Below are 18,251 nucleotides of genomic sequence, written 5' to 3'. Positions count from 1 at the left end.
CGGGGGCGTGTCAGAGGTCGAGTACGAGGCGGGGGGTGCGGGAGCGGGAGACGCAGAGCATCATCGAGGCGCCGGCTTCGCGTTCGGTGTCGGTGAGGAGGAAGTCGCGGTGGTCCGGGGTGCCTTCGAGGACTTTGGTCTCGCAGGTGCCGCAGATGCCGTCGCGGCAGGAGGAGGCGACGGGGATGCCGGCGTTCTCCAGGGCGTCGAGTGCGGAGGTGGTGGGGCCGACCTCGACGGTGCGTCCGGTGCGGGAGCAGACGATGTCGAAGCCGGTGTCCTCGCCGTCGCGGGGTGCGGGGGTGGGGGCGGTGAAGCGTTCGGTGCGGGCGTCGGGGTGGCGTTCCTCGACTGCGGCGAGGAGGGGTTCGGGGCCGCAGCAGTAGACCTGGGTGCCGGGTGTCAGGTCGCCGAGGAGGGTGTCGAGGTCGAGGTGGCCGTGTTCGTCCTGGGGGATGAACGCGACGGTTCCGCCGGAGTGTGCGGCGAGGGCGGTGAGTTCGGCGCCGAAGGCCATGGAGGTGCGGGTGCGGCCGCCGTGGGCGAGCTGCCACGGGGTGCCGGTGCGGGTGGCCTCGCGGGCCATGGCGAGGAGCGGGGTGATGCCGATGCCGCCCGCGATGAAGAGGTAGCCGGTGGCGTCGCCCGTGGTGTCGAGCTCGAAGTGGTTGCGTGGGCCCTGGACGTGGACGGTCTGGCCGGGGCGGAGCTGGGTGTGGAGGTGGGCGGAGCCGCCGCGGGAGGCGGGTTCGCGCAGGACGCCGATGCGCCAGTGGGTGGTGTCGGCGGGGTCGGAGCACAAGGAGTACTGGCGGATGTGTCCGCCGGTGTGTACGTCGATGTGGGCGCCGGGCCGCCAGGCGGGGAGGGGGTTTCCGCCGGGGTGGGTGAGTTCGATGCTCAGGACGCCGTCGGCCTCCCAGGTCATGCGGTGGACGAGCAGGTCGAGCCGGGGTTCCTCGGCGGTGGTCATGACGGGTTGCCTCCCTGTCCAGGGGTATCGGTCGCGGTGGCGGGGAGCTTGACCGGCGGGGTGAACGGGGTGTTCATCGGGCCGAGTGCGGTGAGGTCGATCTCGACGAGGGTGGGGCCCGGGGAGGCGATGGCCTCCTTGATGACGGGTCCGGCGTCGGCTTCGGCGGCGATGCGTGCGTACGGGAGGCCGACGGCGGCGGCGAGGAGCGCGAAGTCGGGGGTGGTGAGGTCGACTCCGGAGCGGCGCGGGAAGTGGGTGTCCTGCATGTTGCGCAGGACGCCGTAGCCGCCGTCGTTGAAGACGAGGAGGGTGAGGTCGGGCTTTTCCTGGGCGAGGGTGAGGAGTTCGCCGAGGTGCACGGCGAGGCCTCCGTCGCCGGCGATGACGACGGTGGGGGTGCCGGGGCGGCCGAGTGCGGCGCCGATGCCCATCGCGAGGCCCTGTCCGATGCCGCCGCCGCGCGGGAAGACGTTGGTGGCCGGGTCGGTGATCTCCAGGAGCCGGTTTCCCCAGGTGGAGGAGGGGATGGTGACGTCGCGGGCGATGACGGAGCCGGGCGGGCAGGCGTCGCGGATGGCGTCGTTGATCGCGGCCTGGGGTCCGATGGCGTGGCGTTGTGTGCTGCGGGCGTCGGTGCGGGCCTTGCGGACGCGGGCGGGCCAGCTCGTCTCCGTGCCGCCGCTGGTGACGCGCCCCAGGAGCGCGGCGAGTACGGCGGTGGCGTCGCCGTGGAGGGCGACGGTGGCCGGGTACACGCGGCCGGGGGCGGCCGGGTCGAGGTCCAGTTGGATGTGGACGGGCGGGAGTTCGAGGCTGTAGTCGGCGGTTTCGTTGGAGCGGAAGTGGGTGCCGATGGACAGCAGGACGTCGGCTTCGGCGAGCAGGGCGCGGCCGGCGGGCGCGGTGGCGTAGTTGCCGAGGACGCGGTCGTCGGACTCGGGGACGCTGCCGCGGCCGGAGTTGGAGGTGACGAGTCCGGCGTTCAGCGCGTCGAGGAGTGCGGCGAGTTCGGGGCGGGCACTGTTCGCTCCGCCGCCGGCCCAGACGAGGGGGCGGCGGGCGGCGGAGAGCAGGGCGGCCGCTTCGTCGAGGAGTGCCGGGCCGGGCAGGGCGGGGGTGGCCGGCTCGGGCACGGGGGTGCCGGTGAGTTCCTGGGGGGCGAACTGCAGGTCGATGGGCCATTCGACGCTGACGGGTCCGTGCGGGGCGGTGCGTGCGCGGGCCGCCGCGTCGCGGAGGATGTCGCCGGCGTCGGCGGCGTCGGTGACGGTGACGGCGTGGGTGGAGACCGCGCGGAGCATGCCGAGCTGGTCCTTGGTCTCGTGGATGAAGCCGCGTCCGGAGCCGAGGTATTCGCTGTCGATCTGTCCGGTGATGTGGAGGACGGGGGTGCCGGAGCTGAGGGACTCGATGAGGGAGCCTGCCGCGTTGCCCGCTCCCGTGCCGGTGCTGGTGAGGGCGCAGCCGAGGTTGCCGGTGGCGCGGGCGTAGCCGTCGGCGGCGTTGACGGCTGCGGCTTCGTGGCGGACGGGGACGAAGCGCAGGTCGCGGTCGACGGCTTCGACGAGCGGCAGGTTGTGCACGCTGACGATGCCGAACACCGTGTCGACGCCGAGTCCGCGCAGCGTCTCGACGAGCAGGTCGCCGCCATTGGGTCGGGTCATGTCGGGTGCTCCTGGGGTGGGTGGGGTGGGGGTGGGTGCTATGCGACGGCGCGGTTGACGCCGCCGCAGACGTCGACGGTCGTGCCGGTGATGTAGGAGGCCCTGGGTGACAGGAGTGCGGTGACGGCGTACGCGACTTCGTCGGCGTTGCCGAGGCGGCCGAGCGCGATGCCGCGGTCGGCGGCGAGTTCTGCCTGCCAGGCGGGGTAGTCGAGGGGGCTGCCGGAGGCGGCGTAGCGGCGTTCCCACTGTCCGGTGTCGACGAGGCCGAGGCAGACGGAGTTGACGCGGATGCCGTCGGGGGCGAGTTCCTTGGACAGGGAGGTGGAGAGGTTGAGGATGCCGGCGCGGGCGGCGCTGGTGGTCATCAGTGCGGTCTCGGGTTGTTTGGCGAGGACGGCGTTGATGTTGACGACGGAGGCGTTGCCGGATGCGCGGAGGTGGGGCAGGGCGGCGTTCAGGGGGTTGAGGACGCCGAAGAACTTGAGTTCGAGTTCGTCGCGCCAGTCGGCGGCGGTGGTCTCGGCGAAGGGTTTCATCCGGGAGGCGCCGGCGTTGTTGACGAGTCCGTCGAGGCCGCCGAGGTGGGCGGCCGCGTTCTCGGTGAACGCCTGTACGGCGGCTTCGTCGGTGACGTCGCAGGGGGCGTGGTAGAGCGCGTCCGGGCCGGCGAGGCCGTCAAGGGCTTCGTCGAGGGCGTCGGCGCGGCGGCCGCAGGTGGCGACGCGGGCGCCTTCGGCGAGCAGCATGCGGACCGTGGCGAGGCCGACGCCGGAGCTGCCGCCTGTGACGAGGATGCGGTGGCCTTTCAGGCGGAGGTCCATGGGGTTCCTTGCGGGTCGGGTGGCGGTGGGGTGAGGCGGGGGGGCCGGCGCGACCGCTTCTGTCCTCGAACGCCGGACGGGTTCGATGCCGTCACTGCATCGTGAAGCCGCCGTTGACCGCGAAGGTCTGGCCCGTGATGTAGCCGGACTCGTCGCCGATGAGGAAGGCGATCAGCCCGACCAGGTCGGCGGGTTGCTGGGGCCGGGAGATGGCCCGGTTGAGGCGGTACAGCTCGTGGCGTTCGGCGGGGATGTCGACGGCGGACTCCCCTTCGGTGAGGCCGGGGGCGACGGCGTTGACGGTGATGCCGTAGTCGCCGGTCTCGCGTGCCATGGCCCGGGTCAGGGAGATGACGGCGCCCTTGGACGCGATGTAGTGGGCGAGGCGGGGCGAGCCGTACAGGGCGGCGTCCGAGGCGAGGTTGACGATGCGTCCGCTGCCGTGGTCCCGCATGAGCGGGAGGAGGGCGCGGGCGACGAGCCAGGGGCCGCGGGCGTTGACCGCCATGATGCGGTCCCATGCCTCGACGTCGATCTCGTGGAACGGTTTGCCGCCCACCGCGTTGGCGAGTCCGGCGTTGTTGACCAGTCCGTACAGCCGGGTGCCGTCGCCGGCGAGGGTGGCGGCCAGGGCCGCGGCGGAGTCGGGGTCGGTGACGTCGAGCGGGTGGTAGTCCGCGGTGATGCCGTCGGCGCGCAGTTCGGCGGCGGCCTGCTGTCCGGTGGTGGCGTCGAGTTCGGCGATGACGACGCGGTGGCCGTCGTTGCCGATCCGGCGGGCCGCGGCCAGTCCCAGGCCGCGGCCGGCGCCGGTGACGACGACCGTACGGGGGGTGTCGTCGGTGGCCATCAGTCGCGGGTGATGCCGTGCATCGGGGAGTGCTCGGGATAGGTGGGGACCTGGGGCTTCTGCGTGCCGATGATGACGCAGAACAGGGCGTCGGTGTCGCCCTCGTTCTTCAGGGAGCGCGCCACTCCGGCGGGGACGACGATCATGTCGCGGTAGCCGAGGGTGCGGTACTCGGCCTCGTCGGCGCCGCGGTGGATGCCGACCTTGACCTGGCCCTCCAGGACGAAGAAGGCCTCCTCGACGTCGTGGTGGGTGTGCTCGGGGCCTTCGGCGCCCGGCGGGAGCAGCATGTTGGAGAGGGTGAAGCCGCCGGAGGGCAGGATGCGGTTGTCGTTCTCGTGGTTTCCGGTGGCGCCGGAGCCGACGTAGCGGATCTGGGCGCGGCGGTACTGGGCGCCGGCCTTCTCCTGGAAGGAGAGGGTGTTCCAGTCGGGTTCGCGGGAGTCCTTGGTGGCGATGAGCGAGTCGGTGAACTTGGCGAGGTCGCCGTCGGTCTCGTACGGGGTGTTGTCGATGGGCACGGGATGCTCCTCGGTTCGGTGGTGGGGGTGGGGTGCGTCGTTACGCGGGTATGCGGGCGACGACGTGGAGGTGGGCGCGGACCCAGGCGTTGAAGGCCTCGGGGCGTTCCTGGTTGGAGAGGTGTCCGGCGCCGGAGAGGGTGACGTAGACGGACTTGGTGAGTGCTCCGGCGATGGCCTGGGACTCGTCGGTTCCGGTGACGGTGTCCTGTTCGCCGCACAGGACGAGGGCGGGTGCGGCGATGGCGGGCAGGTCGTCGGTGAGGTCGGCCTCGGCCATGGACGCGGTGGCGTAGCCGTAACCGGGGTTGCGCAGGGAGGCGGCCATGGTGGCGACGACGCGTTCGACGAGGGCGGGGGGTGCGGCGTCGGAGACGAGGCGTGGTCCGCGGACGGCGGCGAAGGCCTCGGGGCCCTGGTCGGCGAGTTGCCGCGCCCGTCCGCGCATGGCCTCGGCCTTGTCGGGGTGGGTGCCGGAGCCGCGGCTGGAGTCGGCGACGATCAGGGAGGCGACGAGGTCGGGGTGGCGGGTGGCCAGGCGCAGGGCGATGACGCCGCCCCAGGAGACGCCGAGGACGTGGGCGGGGCCTTTGCCGTGTTCGCGGATGAGGGCGGCGGCGGTGTCGGCGTAGCCGTCGAGGCCGGGGGCGTGGTCGGGGTCGGCGGAGTCCGCGTAGCCGGGTGCGTCCCAGGCCACGACGTGTACCTGGTCGGCGAGGGCGTCGAGTTGCGGGGTGAACGCGGCGGAGGAGGACCCGATGCCGTGCAGGCAGAGCAGCAGTGGGGCGTCCGGGTCGCCGGCTTCCCGCGTACGGACGTGGGCGGTGGCGGTCACAGGATCTGTCCGGCCCGGCCGACGACGGCGCCGAGGCTGCGGAGCACGGCGTGCGGGACGACCTGGCTGGTGGCGGGGTTCGCCTCGTCGGGGCGGTGGGCGACCTCGAAGCGGTACGTGCCGTGCGGGCCGGCCGCTTCGATGACGTGCCGGGTGAGGGTGGCGGCCGGGTCGGCGATGACGACGACCTGGACGAGGGCGGGGTCGCCGGTGGCGAGGGCGACGGATGCGGCGACGTTGGTCGACTTGGGGAACTTCACCGGGACGTCGATCGCGGTGCCGCGCATCACCTCGACGGGTCCGGTGGCCGTCCGCAGCCGCTCGGTGAGGTCGGCGTCCATCCACGGCTGGTGGAGGGTGGCGGGGAGTTTGGTGGTGGTCAGGGTGACGGAGGTGAGGGGGCCGAGCCCGCGGACCGCCTGGAGGAGGTCGAGTCCGCCGACCGCTCCGCCGGTGAAGTAGACGCGCCCCGGTCCGGCGGCGCGCAGGCGGTCGGTGAGGTCGGGGTCGACGAGGGCGCCGGTGGAGGCGATCAGCAGGTCGGCGCCGCTGTCGAGGACGCGCTCGGCCCATTCCCGTACGACTGCCTGGCCTGCTGCCTCGACGATGAGGTCGCAGACGGCGAGGGCGTCCTCGAAGGAGAGCTGGGGTGCGGGGGCGTCGACGAGGGGGCGGTTGTCGATGATGCAGGTGAGTTCGGCGCCGGGGATGTGGCCTTCGGCGAGGGCGGTGCCGACGACGCGTCCGATGGCGCCCCAGCCGACGAGGCCGATGCGGCGCACGGGGCGGGCGGGGCGGGCGGCGGTGTCCGGGCGGGGGGTGAGGGTGGCGGTCATGCGGTCACCTCTTCGGTGGTGTCGGAGGGGGTGGCGGCGAGGGGCCCGGGGTCGGGCGTGCCGGCCATGTGGCCGCGGATGCCGGGTGAGGGCGGGCCCGCGGTCCCCCACAGGTCGGAGAGGTCGGGGGTGCGGCGCCAGACCTTGGCGATCCAGGCGTCCTCGACGATCTGGGCGACCTCGGAGGTGTATTCGCAGACGAGTCCGGCGGGGTCGGTGAAGTAGGAGAAGGTGTTGTTGCCGGGGCCGTGCCGGCCGGGCCCCCACTGGGGGGTGATGCCGTGGTGGCGCAGGCGGCCGAGGCCGCGCATGAAGTGGTCGATGGACGTCATCTCGTAGGCGACGTGGTTGAGGGAGGTCCATGCGGCCTGGTTGAACGCGATGCAGTGGTGGTCGGCGTTGCAGCGCAGGAACGCCATCTGGTGCTCGGACCAGTCGGAGACGCGCAGTCCGAGGACCGAGGTGTAGAAGGCGACGGCGGCGTCGATGTCCGTGGTGTTGAGGACGGTGTGGGTGACGCCGACGGGGACGGCGGAGTCCCGGCCGCGCGGGGTGACGGCGTGGGTCTGGGCGCTGAGTTCGATCAGCCGGCCCTCGGGGTCGGTGAAGCGGAGCCCGTAGCCGCCGCCGACCTGGTCGAGGGGGCCGGGTCCGGCGACGGGCGCGATGCCCCGGGCGAGGAGCCGGCGGGCTGCCTCGTCGATCTCGGCGGGGGTGGCGACGGCGAAGGTGATGCGGCCGAGGCCGTTCCGCTCGCCGCGGGCGAGGTGGAGGACGTGGTGTTCCTCGCCGGTGCCGCGCAGCCAGGTGGCGTCCGCTTCGCGTTCGACGGGTTCCAGGCCCCAGACCTCGCGGTAGAAGTCGGCGGACTCGGTGAAGGCGGGGGTGCGCAGTTCGACGGAGCGCAGGGCGCGCAGCCGGGCGACGGGTCCGAGCAGGGGGCGTGGGGTTTCTTCGTACGGCATGGGGGGCTCCGTATTCGTCTCGCTCGGCTTCACTGGGCGGCCCAGGGCAGGGGGGTGGTGTCGGTGGCCCAGTAGAGGGACTTCTGCCGCTGGTAGCCGCGGATGAGGTCGCGTCCCTTCTCGGTGCCGATGCCGCTGTCCTTCAGTCCGCCGAACGGGGTGGAGATGCTGAACTGCTTGTACGTGTTGATCCAGACGGTGCCCGCGTCGATGCGGCGGGCGAGGCGCCAGGCTCTGGCGTGGTCGCGGGTCCAGATGCCGCAGGCCAGTCCGTAGACGCTGTCGTTGGCCCGGTCGACGAGGTCGTCCTCGTCGTCGAAGGGCAGGGCGACGACGACGGGTCCGAAGATCTCCTCCTGGCAGACGCGGGCGGTGTTCGGCAGACCGTCCAGGACGGTGGGCAGGTAGTAGGCGCCGTCGCGGTAGCGCTCGCCCTCGGGGGCCGCTCCCCCGCACCGGACGGTGGCGCCCTCCTCGCGGGCCAGGTCGACGTAGGCGGCGACGCTGTCGCGGTGCTTGTGGTGGACGAGGGGGGCGACCTGGGTGTCGGGGTCGGTGCCGGGTCCGACGCGGAGCTTCTCCGTACGGGAGACGAGTTCGCCGAGGAACTCCTCGTAGCGGGAGCGGGCGATGAAGAGGCGGGAGCCGGCGATGCAGCTCTGGCCGCTGGAGGAGAAGACGCCGTACATGACGCCGGCGAGGGCCTGCTCCAGGTCGGCGTCCTCCAGCACGATCGTCGGGGACTTGCCGCCGAGTTCGAGGGAGACGGGGATGAGCTTGTCGGCGGCGGCGTGGGCGAGGGTGCGGCCGGTGGACGTGCCGCCGGTGAAGGTGATCTTCTCCACGGCCGGGTGGCGGACGATGGCGTCGCCGATGACGCTGCCGCGGCCGGGCAGGACGGAGAGCAGGGCGGTGGGCAGGGCGGCCTCGGTGAGTGCCTGGTGGACGAGGCGGCCGAGCGCGAGGGCGACCAGGGGGGTCCACTCGGCGGGCTTGAGGAGGACCGCGTTGCCCGCGGCGAGGGCGGGGGCGAGCTTCTGGGCGTCGCTGGCGATCGGCGAGTTCCACGGGGTGATCGCGCCGACGACGCCGATGGGTTCGTGGACGCTCATGGTGACGTACGGGCCGCGGGAGGGGGTGAGGGCGTCCTCGGCGGTCTCCAGGGCGGCGGCGGTGTAGCGGAAGGTGGCGGCGGCGCTGTGGACGAGGGCGCGGGTCTCGGTGCGGCACTTGCCGGTGTCGGCGGTCTGGAGGGCGGAGAGCCGGTCGGCGCTCTGCTCGACGAGGTCGGCGATGCGGTGGAGCAGCCGGGCGCGGAGGTGGGCGGGGAGTTCGCGCCAGGCGGGTTCGTGGGCGGCGCGGGCGGCTGCGGTGGCGGCCTCCTCGACGTCGTCGAGGGATGCGGCGTGCACGGTGGCGATGACCTGGCCTGTGGCCGGGTCGACCGTCTCGATGAGGGCGCCACGGCCCTGCCGCCACTGCCCCGCGACCAACACCTCGTCGGCAAGCATCCGTTGGCCTCCTGCGATCGAATCGGTTACCTCAGGGCTAAAAATCTAAGGGCTTAAATAAATCTCCGCAAGCCCCCCCGGCAAAATCTCCTTTTGCCTCCAGGGGGTTGACGGCCACCACCCCGCGACCGGTAAAACTTAAGCACTTAAAAGCTAGGCACTTACAGAGCCAGCGGCAGAGATCAGTGGGTGACCTCACAAGCTCGCGAGCGCCGTGCGGCCGTTCCCGCCCGTACGCTCAGCTCGTTCCCGTCCCCCTCGCCGCCCCGTACACCTGGCTCCCCAACCGCTCCGGCCCCACCGCGGAGCAGGAGGAACCCTGGATGAGCACCGATACCTCGCCGGACGCCGCCGCCCCCGGCTCCCCGCCCGCCGGCACGACCCGCACCACCATCGCCGCCCGCTTCGAGCGCCTGCCGCTCTCCCGCTGGCACGTCACCGTCCGCCTGATCGTGGGGGTCGTCACCTTCTTCGAGGCCTTCGACCAGCTGCTGATCGCCTACGCGCTGCCGGAGCTCCGTGACGAGTGGCAGCTGTCCACGGGCGACGCCACGGCGGTCCTCACGGTCGGCTCGGCCGGGATGCTCGTCGGCGCGCTGCTGTCGGGGCGGCTGGCCGACCGCTACGGCCGGGTGAAGGTGATCGCGTACTGCGTGGCCGCGTCCGGACTCGTGAGCCTGGCGCTGACCGCGTGCACCTCGCTCACCCCGTTCCTGGCCCTGCGCTTCGTCCAGGGGCTGGCGATCGGGGGCGAGGTTCCGGTGGCGGCGGCCTTCATCAGCGAGATCACCCGGAGCTTCAAGCGGGGCCGCTTCGTCCTGCTGTACGAACTCGTCTTCCCGGCCGGTCTCACCATCGGCGCCCTGGTCGCGGCCTGGGTGGTCCCGGCGGCGGGCTGGCGCGTGATGTTCGCGGTCGCCGCCGTGCCCGGCCTGCTGGCCTTCCTCGTCCAGCGCAAGGTGCCGGAGTCGCCGCGCTGGCTGGCGGAACGGGGACGCCTGGCAGAGGCCGAGGCCGTCATGACCGAGATCGAGACCAAGGTGTCCGCGGCGACGGGCGAACCACTCCCCCGGCCACGTGTCGGCGCCGCCGCCACCACCCCGGCACCCACGGCCGTGGCCGCGACCCCGGCGGAACGCGCCGCGACCGGCCCGCGCGGCCTGTTCACCGGCCGCTACCGGCGCCGCACCCTGGTCGTCGGCGCGATCTGGTTCACCGGCTACTTCGTCAACTACGGCGTGACGTCCTGGCTCCCCAGCATCTACAAGGACGAGTACGGCCTCACCCTCTCCGACGCCCTGCTCTACTCCACCGTGACGTCGGTCGCAGGCCTGCTCGGCTGCCTGATCGTCGCCCTCACCGTGGACGTCCTCGGCCGCCGCCGGATCTTCGCCCTCTGCCTCGGCGCCTCGGCCGCACTCCTGCTCACCCTGGCCGCCCTCGGCGCCGGTACCCCTGCGGAGGTCCTGATCTGGACCTCCCTCTCGGCGGTCGGCTTCTTCGGCTCCAACATCTGCCTGTACCTGTACACACCCGAGCTCTACCCGACCCGGATGCGCGCCCTGGGCTGCAGCGTCGGCGGCGCGGTCAACCGGCTGGGCGTGATCCTCGGCCCGATCCTGGTGGGCGTCGTCTACGCGGCCGGCGACAGCGTCGCCGCGGTGTTCGTGATGCTGGGGGCGGTGGCCCTGGTGGGCGCGGTGGTGGCGGGGACACTGGCGGAGGAGACGGCGAACCGGCCGCTGGAGGAGATCTCGCCCTGAGCCCCCGCCCCGGGCTCTCCCCTCGCTACTCCCCCGCCCCGTTCGCCGACTCCTCCGCGATCCGCTCATGGTGGCGGATGACCTCGGCCACGATGAAGTTCAGCAGCTTCTCGGCGAAGGCCGGGTCGAGGTGGGCGCTCTCCGCCAGTTGCCGCAGCCGGGCGATCTGGCGGGACTCCCGGGCCGGGTCGGCCGGGGGGAGCTGGTGGGCGGCCTTGAGGTGACCGACCTGCTGGGTGCACTTGAAGCGCTCGGCGAGCATGTGGACAACAGCCGCGTCGATGTTGTCGATGCTCTCGCGCAGCCGGTTCAGCTCGGCGCCTACGGAATCGTCGATGTCGCTCGTGGTCATGGTCAGTGAGCTTAGAGGGGCCCGGCTACGTGATGATCGTCGGAGGGTGTTCCGGGTCCGGCACCCGGTCGCTCCAGCCACCCGGCACGCTGCGCCCCTGCTGTTCGCGGAACCGGACGGGGGCCATACCGACGCGTCGGGCGAACAGCCGGGAGAAGTACGCCGGGTCGTCGTAGCCGACGCGGCGGGCGACCGCGGCGACGGGCAGGTCACTGGTGGCCAGGAGCTCCTTGGCGCGCCCCAGCCGGATGCCGAGGAGGTAGTCCTTCGGGCTGCACCCGGCCCCCCGCCGTACCGCCGTGCGCAGCTCGGCGGGGGTCATGCCGTGCCGGGCGGCGTGCTCGGCGACGGAGAGCGGCTGGAAGGCGTCGCGAGCCAGGGCCTGGAGCACCGGGTCGCCGTCGGGGCTGACGTCGGCGCGCGCCCGGCGGAGCGCGACGAGGAGTTCGTGGACGGCCGCCCCGGTCTCCACCTCCAGCAGCGGGTTGCCGCGCCGGGCCGCCCGTACCATCCGGCCGATCGCGGCCCGCGGTGCCGCGGTGTCGGCGAGCGGGACGAGGGGGCGTTCGGGTTCGATGTAGCCGAGTTCGGCGTACGTGGTCGTGGCGGGTCCGGTGAAGTCGACGAAGCTCTCGTCCCAGCCGGTGACCGGATCGGCGCCGTAGTGGTGCGGGGTGCCGGGGGTCAGCCAGATCAGGCTGGGCGCGGTGACGGGCACCCGGCGCCCGTCGGGTCCCGCGAACCATCCGCTGCCCGCGTTGATGACGACGGCCACGTGGTGGTCCAGGGTGCGGGGGCCGACGGTCGGCAGCGTGCCGTGCTGCAGGCCGACCCCCAGGCAGACCAGGCCGAGGCGGTGGTGGAGCGGGCTCGGGGTGAAGAAGCGCATCCAGGTGTGGTACATCGGCCCTCGCTCCTCCGCCCGCGGCCTTCTGACGTGCGGCGTCGTGTGTGCGTCGTGTGCTGCGTCCAAACAGCAGCGATCTTTGTCCATGGACCGGCCGCACGCCAGGGGGCGACGCTGGGCCGTGACCTTACTCCCGGGTTCGCCCGCTCCGTCACACCTACCGCGTTCCGCTCGCACCGGGCCGCGCAGCGCGGCGTTCTCGGGACCGCGCGCACAGGAGAGAACGAGCACGATGGCTGACTTCACCGTGGGCGACGACCACTTCCGGCTCGACGGGAAGCCCGTACGGCTGCTTTCGGGGGCCCTGCACTACTTCCGGGTGCACGAGGCGCAGTGGGAGCACCGGCTGTCGATGCTGCGGGCGATGGGCCTGAACTGTGTAGAGACGTACGTGCCGTGGAATCTCCACGAGCCGCGGCCCGGCGAGTTCCGTGACGTGGGGGCGCTCGGCCGGTTCCTGGACGCGGCGCGGCGGGCCGGTCTGTGGGCGGTCGTCCGCCCGGGACCGTACATCTGCGCGGAGTGGGAGAACGGCGGGTTGCCGGCCTGGGTGACCGGGCGGTTCGGCCGGCGGGTGCGGACCCGGGACGCGGGGTATCTGACCGCGGTGGAGCGGTGGTTCGCCGAGCTGCTGCCGCAGGTGGCGGAGCGGCAGATCGACCGCGGCGGTCCGGTGATCATGGTGCAGGCGGAGAACGAGTACGGCAGTTACGGCACCGACGCCGTCTATCTGCGCCGGATCACGGCGATGCTCGGTGAGTGCGGTGTGAGCGTGCCGCTGTTCACCTCCGACGGGCCCGAGGACCACATGCTCACCGGCGGTTCGGTGGCCGGCCTGCTCGCCACGGCGAACTTCGGTTCGGGCGCGCGCGAGGCGTTCCGGGTGCTGCGCCGCCATCAGCCCGGTGGTCCGCTGATGTGCATGGAGTTCTGGTGCGGCTGGTTCGAGCACTGGGGCGCGCCGCCGGTCCTGCGGGATCCGGCGCAGGCCGCCGGCGCGTTGCGGGAGATCCTGGAGTGCGGGGCCTCGGTGAACATCTACATGGCGCACGGGGGGACGAACTTCGCCGGCTGGGCGGGCGCCAACCGTTCCGGGCCGCTGCAGGACGAGGACCTGCTGCCGACGGTGACGTCGTACGACTACGACGCGCCGGTCGACGAGTACGGGCGGCCCACGGAGAAGTTCCGCCTGTTCCGGGAGGTCCTGGCCGCGTACGCGGACGGGCCGCTCCCCCCGCTGCCGCCCGAGCCCGCCGGCCTCGCACCGGTGCGGGCCGAACTGACCGAGTGGGCGCCGCTGCCCGACGTCATGGAGGCGCTGGGGGACGAGGAGGCGGCGCGGTCCGGTGTGCCGCCCACGTTCGAGGAGCTGGGGGTGGATCGCGGCCTGGTGCGCTACCGCGTCGCGGTGCCGGGTCCGCGGAGCCCGTACACCCTGGCGGTCTCGGGGCTGCGGGACCGGGCGGTGGTGTACGTGGACGGGATCCGCAAGGGCGTCCTGACCGAGGGCGACAACTGCCTGGCGGAACCGGTGGGCGGGCCCGCCGAGGTGGAACTGTGGGTGGAGTCGCTGGGCCGGGTCAACTACGGGCCGCGGCTGGGCGAGCCGAAGGGGATCACCGGCGGTGTGCTGCACGAACGCCAGTTCCTGCACGGTGTACGGGCGCGGGCGCTGCGCCTCGACGCGTTCGACGGGCCGGCCGCCGTGGAGGGCGTCCCCTTCGTACCGGTCGACGGGTCCGGGGGGACCGGCCTGTACCGGGGCACGTTCGAGGTCGCGGATGTGTCCGGGACGGGGCACGCGGGGCTCGAACTGCCGGGCTGGACGCGGGGGTTCGTCTGGGTGAACGGGTTCTGCCTCGGGCGCTACTGGGCGGCGGGCCCGCAGCGGACGCTGTACGTGCCGGGTCCGGTGCTGCGGGACGGGGCCAACGAGGTGTGGGTGCTGGAGCTGGAGGGCGCGGCGGCACCGTACGCGCTGCTGGGGCCGGGCGTGCCGGTGCGGGCGGGCGTGCCGGCCGACGCGGACGCCTGACGGCCCCCGCCCGCCGCGGTTTACAGTGGTGAGGAGCTGAGCGTCGCGGAGTGGGGGTGGGCACGTGCCGGACGACCTCCACCGCAGCCCGGTGGTGCACGGCTTCCCCCATCTGGCCACCGTCCACTCGTCGATCACCGCGCTGTACCGGCGGCTGTCGTACGACGGCGTGCACCGCTTCGCCCCCAGTCTCGCCCCCGTCGACGCGGCGTTCGCCGATGCGGACGACCTGCACCTCGGTGCGCAGCGGGTGGCGCGGGCGATGGTGCAGCACCTGCGGCTGCCGGACGCCCGGATCATCGTGGCGTTCCGTGCGATGGAGCATGCGGGAAGTGTCGAACTGGCGTCGGGCCCGGAGTACTTCATCGAACTGAACGACCGCTTCCGTACCCATCGCAGGGACATCGGTGCCGCGTTGTCGCACGAGGTCACGCACGTGCTGTTGCACCGGCTCGGCCTGGAGTTCCCGGGGACGCGTGAGAACGAGATCCTCACCGACACCGCGGCGGCCTATCTGGGGGCGGGCTGGCTGTTGTTGGACGCGTTCCGTCAGGACGCCACGTCCAGTCAGAAGCTCGGCTACCTCACCCCGGAGGAGTTCGGGTACGTGCTGGCCAAGCGGGCGCTCGCGTTCGACGAGGATCCCTCGCCGTGGTTCACCAGCCCGCAGGCGTACACGGCGTACACCAAGGGGCGGGCGCAGGCCCTGCGGGAGAGCGCGCAGCCGCCGCTGACGGCTGCGGGGTGGGCGGGCCGGCGCCGTTACGCCAAGGACCGCCGCTACGCCCAGGATCATCCCGGGGCGCTTCTGGCCCCGGGTCCGGAGGTTCCGTACGCCTTCGAGTCCGGCGCGGACGGGCTGCGGGTCGCGTTCCCGTGCCCGACCTGCCATCAGCGCAACAGGGTTCCGGTCCGGGGCCGGGTGCGGGCGCGGTGCGGGCTGTGCCGGACGGTGCTGGACTGCACCACCTGAGGCGGCCGCCGCGGGCCGCGGGAAGCCGGTGCCGGCGCGGCTCGGGGTACGGACAAGCCCGCCCGGCGTCCGAGGACGGAAGCGGTGCTCCGGGCGGACCCGGTTGCCGCTCCGTCCTCGCACGCCGGACGGGCTGTCCGAACGAGAGGCCCTAGGCCGCGCGACGGCCACGTGCGGGCGCGCCACCGCGGCCGGAGCCGCCGGAGCGACCCGCGCCGCCCGCACCGGAGGCACGCGAAGCGCCACCCGTGCCGGAGCCGCGCGTGGCGCCACCGGCGCCCGAGCCCCGGGACGCGCCGCCCGCGCCCTGTGCACCGCTGCCGCCGGCGGCACCCGCGCCACCGCGTCGGCCACGGCCGCGGCTGCCCGAGCGGAATCCGCCGCCGGTGCCGGTGCCCGCACCCGTACCCGCGCCGGACCGAGTGCGCTGCTTCGGCGGGGTCGGCTGCGGGACCTCGATCACGATCGCGACACCGGACGGTTCGCGCGCCCCGGTGATCCGGGAGAGCTCGTCGTCGGTGGACTTGATGCGGGTGGTGTGGGGCGCGATGCCCGCGTCCTGCATCAGCCGGGTCATCTCCCGCTTCTCCTCGGGCAGCACCAGCGTGACGACGCTGCCGGACTCGCCGGCGCGCGCCGTGCGGCCGCCCCGGTGGAGGTAGTCCTTGTGGTCGGTGGGCGGGTCCACGTTGACGACCAGGTCGAGGTCGTCGATGTGGATGCCACGGGCCGCCACGTTCGTCGCGACGAGCGCGGTGACCTCGCCGGTCTTGAACTGGTCCAGGGTCCGGTTGCGCTGCGGCTGCGAGCGTCCACCGTGCAGGGCGGCAGCCCGTACACCGCTGGCGAGCAGCCGCTTGGCGAAGCGGTCGGCGGCGCGCTTGGTGTCGACGAACATGATCACGCGGCCCTCGCGGGCGGCGATCTTCATGGCGACGACCTTCTTGTCGGTCTCGTCGAGGACATGGAGCACGTGGTGCTCCATGGTGGTGACGGCACCGGCGGACGGGTCGACGGAGTGCACGACGGGGTCGGTCAGGAACATCTTGACCAGCCGGTCGATGTTCTTGTCCAGGGTCGCGGAGAAGAGCATCCGCTGGCCGTCGTCCTCGACCTGCTTGAGCAGGGCGACGACCTGCGGCATGAAGCCCATGTCGGCCATCTGGTCGGCCTCGTCGAGGACCGTGATGGAGACCTGGTCCAGGCGGCAGTCGCCGCGTTCGATGAGGTCCTTGAGGCGGCCGGGCGTGGCGACGACCACTTCGGCGCCTCGGCGCAGGGTGCCGGACTGCTTGCTGATCGACATGCCGCCGACGACGGTCGCCATCCGCAGGTTCACGGAGGTGGCGTACGGCGTCAGCGCGTCGGTGACCTGCTGGGCGAGCTCGCGGGTCGGGACGAGGACGAGCGCCAGCGGCGCCTTCGGCTCGGAGCGGCGCCCGGCGGTGCGGGCCAGCAGCGCGAGGCCGAAGGCGAGGGTCTTGCCGGAGCCGGTGCGGCCGCGGCCGAGAATGTCCCGGCCGGCGAGCGAGTTCGGCAGGGTGGCGCCCTGGATCGGGAACGGGTCGGTGACGCCCTGCGCGGCAAGGGTCTTCAGCAGGGCGGCGGGCATGTCCAGCTCGGCGAACGCCTCGACGGCGGGCAGTGCGGGGGTCATGGTTTCGGGCAGGGCGAACTCACCCTGCGGCGGCGTGGCCCTGCGACGGGGTGACGCCTTGCCGGATCCCTTGCCGGAACCCTGTGCGGTTGCCTTTGCCTGGGCCGTGCCACGCCCCCTCGACGGGCGATTGCGGGCGGGACGGTCCTGACGTTCGGAGCGGGTCATACGGAATTGCCCTCCTGGGGGATTCCTGGGAACTACGTGGACTGCTGGGGACTGCGGGAGAGTTCCGGGGGCTGCGTGGACGTGCGGGCATACCGCTGTCCGCCGCGCGCGGATCACCCGGGACCTCCGGGGTGCTTCGTCGCACCCGTTGCGGGGCGCCGTTCGGCGCCCGTCTTTGCGCTACTTCCCAGGGACAGCACAAGCCGGGACCCGCACCTTCACGGTGCGGGCCCCGGCTGCGAGGTACGCGTCCGGCAATTAGGCCGGGACGATGTTCTCCGCCTGCGGGCCCTTCTGGCCCTGCGTGACGTCGAAGGAGACCTTCTGGCCCTCCTGGAGCTCACGGAAGCCCTGGGTGGCGATGTTGGAGTAGTGGGCGAAGACGTCGGCGCCGCCGCCGTCCTGCTCAATGAAGCCGAAGCCCTTTTCCGAGTTGAACCACTTCACGGTTCCAGTAGCCATGTCGTTCTCCTAAAACAGGTGCAGTGCCGGAAATCCGCACTTTACGAATTCCAAGTCGCCGCATTGAGCCCCACCCGGAGAAAGCCGGAAAACAATAAAGCGCCTGACGAAGCATTCCGTCAGGCGCACATAAAGTTCATGGGTACCAAAACTGCAACCGGATCACCGTAGCACGATCTGCCGACCAGCGGTGGGACACGCCGCGCCGCCGGCCGGCAAGTTTCCGGGAGAACCCATGGGGCGTACGGGCCGGAGCCGATTCGAAGCAGTTTCGAAGCGGCTCGAACCGCGTCCTCCCCGTTCAGCGACGCAGGGCGATGCCGTCCAGGACCATCGAGAGGTACTGGCGGGCGATCTCCTCGGGGCTGTGCTGCCCGCCCGGCCGGTACCAGGACGCGGCGACCCAGACGGTGTCGCGGACGAAGCGGTAGGTGAGGCGGATGTCGAGGTCGTCCCGGAAGGTCCGGTCGGCGACGCCGCGCTCCAGGGTGCCGAGCCAGGCCTTCTCGAACTTCTCCTGCGAGTCGACGAGGTACTGGAACCGGGGCTGGGCGGCCAGGTGCCGGGCCTCCTTCTGGTAGATGGCGACGGCGGCGCGGTGCCGGTCGATCTCGCGGAAGGACTCGGTGACGAGCGCCTCGATGGTCTCCCGGGGGCCGAGACCGGCGTCCAGAACGGCGTCGTACCCCTCCCAGAGCTCGTTCAGGAAGGTGGAGAGGATCTCGTCGAGCATCGATTCCTTGGAATCGAAGTGGTAGTACAGGCTGCCCGCGAGCATGCCGGCCGCGTCCGCGATCCTGCGGACGGTCGTGGCGTTGTATCCCTGGGCGGCGAACACCTCGGCGGCCGTGGCGAGCAGTTCGCCACGGCGCTCGGGCGAGGGGGTCACCGGGGACTTCTTCTTGGTAGGCACCCGCCCATTCTCCGCCCGGCGGGAGGGCCCGTGGACGGG

The 18,251-nt window shown here is 72.5% G+C and carries 17 protein-coding genes; 3 read left to right on the top strand and 14 right to left on the bottom strand.

The window, feature by feature from the left end; genetic code table 11:
* Window positions 1-10: 10 nt before the first annotated feature.
* From ACFYPA_RS25285 to ACFYPA_RS25245, 9 genes are all read right to left on the bottom strand, one after another.
* The gene (locus ACFYPA_RS25285; RefSeq protein ID WP_389134298.1) at window positions 11-973 is read right to left on the bottom strand and encodes a PDR/VanB family oxidoreductase; all 963 of its coding nucleotides are present in this window, start codon (window positions 971-973) and stop codon (window positions 11-13) included.
* Window positions 970-2,640, bottom strand: coding sequence for a thiamine pyrophosphate-binding protein (locus ACFYPA_RS25280; RefSeq protein ID WP_359350320.1), 1,671 nt, complete (start codon window positions 2,638-2,640; stop codon window positions 970-972). The genes ACFYPA_RS25285 and ACFYPA_RS25280 overlap by 4 nt, the downstream gene beginning before the upstream one ends.
* A 38-nt stretch (window positions 2,641-2,678) precedes the next feature.
* Window positions 2,679-3,464 carry an SDR family oxidoreductase gene (locus tag ACFYPA_RS25275; protein WP_359083301.1) on the bottom strand — a complete coding sequence of 262 codons (786 nt, stop codon included), beginning with the start codon at window positions 3,462-3,464 and terminating at the stop codon, window positions 2,679-2,681.
* Window positions 3,465-3,555: 91 nt separating this feature from the next.
* On the bottom strand, window positions 3,556-4,314 hold the full coding sequence (locus ACFYPA_RS25270) for an SDR family oxidoreductase (protein ID WP_359314736.1): 759 nt from the start codon (window positions 4,312-4,314) through the stop codon (window positions 3,556-3,558).
* The gene (locus tag ACFYPA_RS25265; protein WP_389134295.1) at window positions 4,314-4,835 is read right to left on the bottom strand and encodes a cupin domain-containing protein; all 522 of its coding nucleotides are present in this window, start codon (window positions 4,833-4,835) and stop codon (window positions 4,314-4,316) included. The genes ACFYPA_RS25270 and ACFYPA_RS25265 overlap by 1 nt, the downstream gene beginning before the upstream one ends.
* Window positions 4,836-4,875: 40 nt before the next feature.
* Window positions 4,876-5,670 (bottom strand): alpha/beta hydrolase, encoded by a 795-nt coding sequence (locus tag ACFYPA_RS25260; protein WP_359314733.1) that lies wholly within the window; start codon window positions 5,668-5,670, stop codon window positions 4,876-4,878.
* On the bottom strand, window positions 5,667-6,506 hold the full coding sequence (locus tag ACFYPA_RS25255) for an aspartate dehydrogenase domain-containing protein (protein WP_359314731.1): 840 nt from the start codon (window positions 6,504-6,506) through the stop codon (window positions 5,667-5,669). Before ACFYPA_RS25255 ends, ACFYPA_RS25260 begins: the two co-directional genes overlap by 4 nt.
* Complete coding sequence (locus tag ACFYPA_RS25250) at window positions 6,503-7,471, bottom strand: VOC family protein (RefSeq protein WP_359083296.1); 969 nt, start codon at window positions 7,469-7,471, stop codon at window positions 6,503-6,505. The genes ACFYPA_RS25255 and ACFYPA_RS25250 overlap by 4 nt, the downstream gene beginning before the upstream one ends.
* Before the next feature lie 29 nt (window positions 7,472-7,500).
* Window positions 7,501-8,982 carry an aldehyde dehydrogenase gene (locus tag ACFYPA_RS25245; RefSeq protein ID WP_359083294.1) on the bottom strand — a complete coding sequence of 494 codons (1,482 nt, stop codon included), beginning with the start codon at window positions 8,980-8,982 and terminating at the stop codon, window positions 7,501-7,503.
* Between the two features lie 323 nt (window positions 8,983-9,305).
* Here ACFYPA_RS25245 and ACFYPA_RS25240 point away from each other — a divergent pair, with 323 nt between their 5' ends.
* On the top strand, window positions 9,306-10,745 hold the full coding sequence (locus tag ACFYPA_RS25240; protein WP_359083450.1) for an MFS transporter: 1,440 nt from the start codon (window positions 9,306-9,308) through the stop codon (window positions 10,743-10,745).
* A 25-nt stretch (window positions 10,746-10,770) separates the two neighbouring features.
* Here ACFYPA_RS25240 and ACFYPA_RS25235 read toward each other — a convergent pair whose 3' ends face one another.
* Together ACFYPA_RS25235 and ACFYPA_RS25230 are read right to left on the bottom strand one after the other, a co-directional pair.
* Window positions 10,771-11,097 carry a chorismate mutase gene (locus tag ACFYPA_RS25235; protein ID WP_359314726.1) on the bottom strand — a complete coding sequence of 109 codons (327 nt, stop codon included), beginning with the start codon at window positions 11,095-11,097 and terminating at the stop codon, window positions 10,771-10,773.
* 25 nt (window positions 11,098-11,122) lie between these two features.
* The gene (locus tag ACFYPA_RS25230) at window positions 11,123-12,001 is read right to left on the bottom strand and encodes an AraC family transcriptional regulator (protein ID WP_359083291.1); all 879 of its coding nucleotides are present in this window, start codon (window positions 11,999-12,001) and stop codon (window positions 11,123-11,125) included.
* A 235-nt stretch (window positions 12,002-12,236) separates the two neighbouring features.
* Between ACFYPA_RS25230 and ACFYPA_RS25225 the strand changes: the two genes are divergently transcribed.
* Together ACFYPA_RS25225 and ACFYPA_RS25220 are read left to right on the top strand one after the other, a co-directional pair.
* Entirely contained in the window at window positions 12,237-14,039 is a 1,803-nt protein-coding gene (locus ACFYPA_RS25225; protein ID WP_389134290.1) for a beta-galactosidase, read from the top strand.
* A 64-nt stretch (window positions 14,040-14,103) separates the two neighbouring features.
* The gene (locus ACFYPA_RS25220) at window positions 14,104-15,012 is read left to right on the top strand and encodes a hypothetical protein (protein WP_359314720.1); all 909 of its coding nucleotides are present in this window, start codon (window positions 14,104-14,106) and stop codon (window positions 15,010-15,012) included.
* 151 nt (window positions 15,013-15,163) lie between these two features.
* Here ACFYPA_RS25220 and ACFYPA_RS25215 read toward each other — a convergent pair whose 3' ends face one another.
* The 3 genes from ACFYPA_RS25215 to ACFYPA_RS25205 form a co-directional block, all read right to left on the bottom strand.
* Window positions 15,164-16,837 carry a DEAD/DEAH box helicase gene (locus tag ACFYPA_RS25215; protein WP_389134287.1) on the bottom strand — a complete coding sequence of 558 codons (1,674 nt, stop codon included), beginning with the start codon at window positions 16,835-16,837 and terminating at the stop codon, window positions 15,164-15,166.
* 258 nt (window positions 16,838-17,095) lie between these two features.
* Window positions 17,096-17,299, bottom strand: coding sequence for a cold-shock protein (locus ACFYPA_RS25210; RefSeq protein WP_015607926.1), 204 nt, complete (start codon window positions 17,297-17,299; stop codon window positions 17,096-17,098).
* 301 nt (window positions 17,300-17,600) lie between these two features.
* The gene (locus ACFYPA_RS25205; RefSeq protein WP_359314714.1) at window positions 17,601-18,212 is read right to left on the bottom strand and encodes a TetR/AcrR family transcriptional regulator; all 612 of its coding nucleotides are present in this window, start codon (window positions 18,210-18,212) and stop codon (window positions 17,601-17,603) included.
* Window positions 18,213-18,251: the final 39 nt, after the last annotated feature.

It is taken from the genome of Streptomyces sp. NPDC005775 (assembly GCF_042871565.1).
GTDB lineage: Bacteria > Actinomycetota > Actinomycetes > Streptomycetales > Streptomycetaceae > Streptomyces.
The sequence above is the reverse complement of the archived record's forward strand: the minus strand, read 5'-3'. Positions and strand labels throughout refer to the sequence as shown.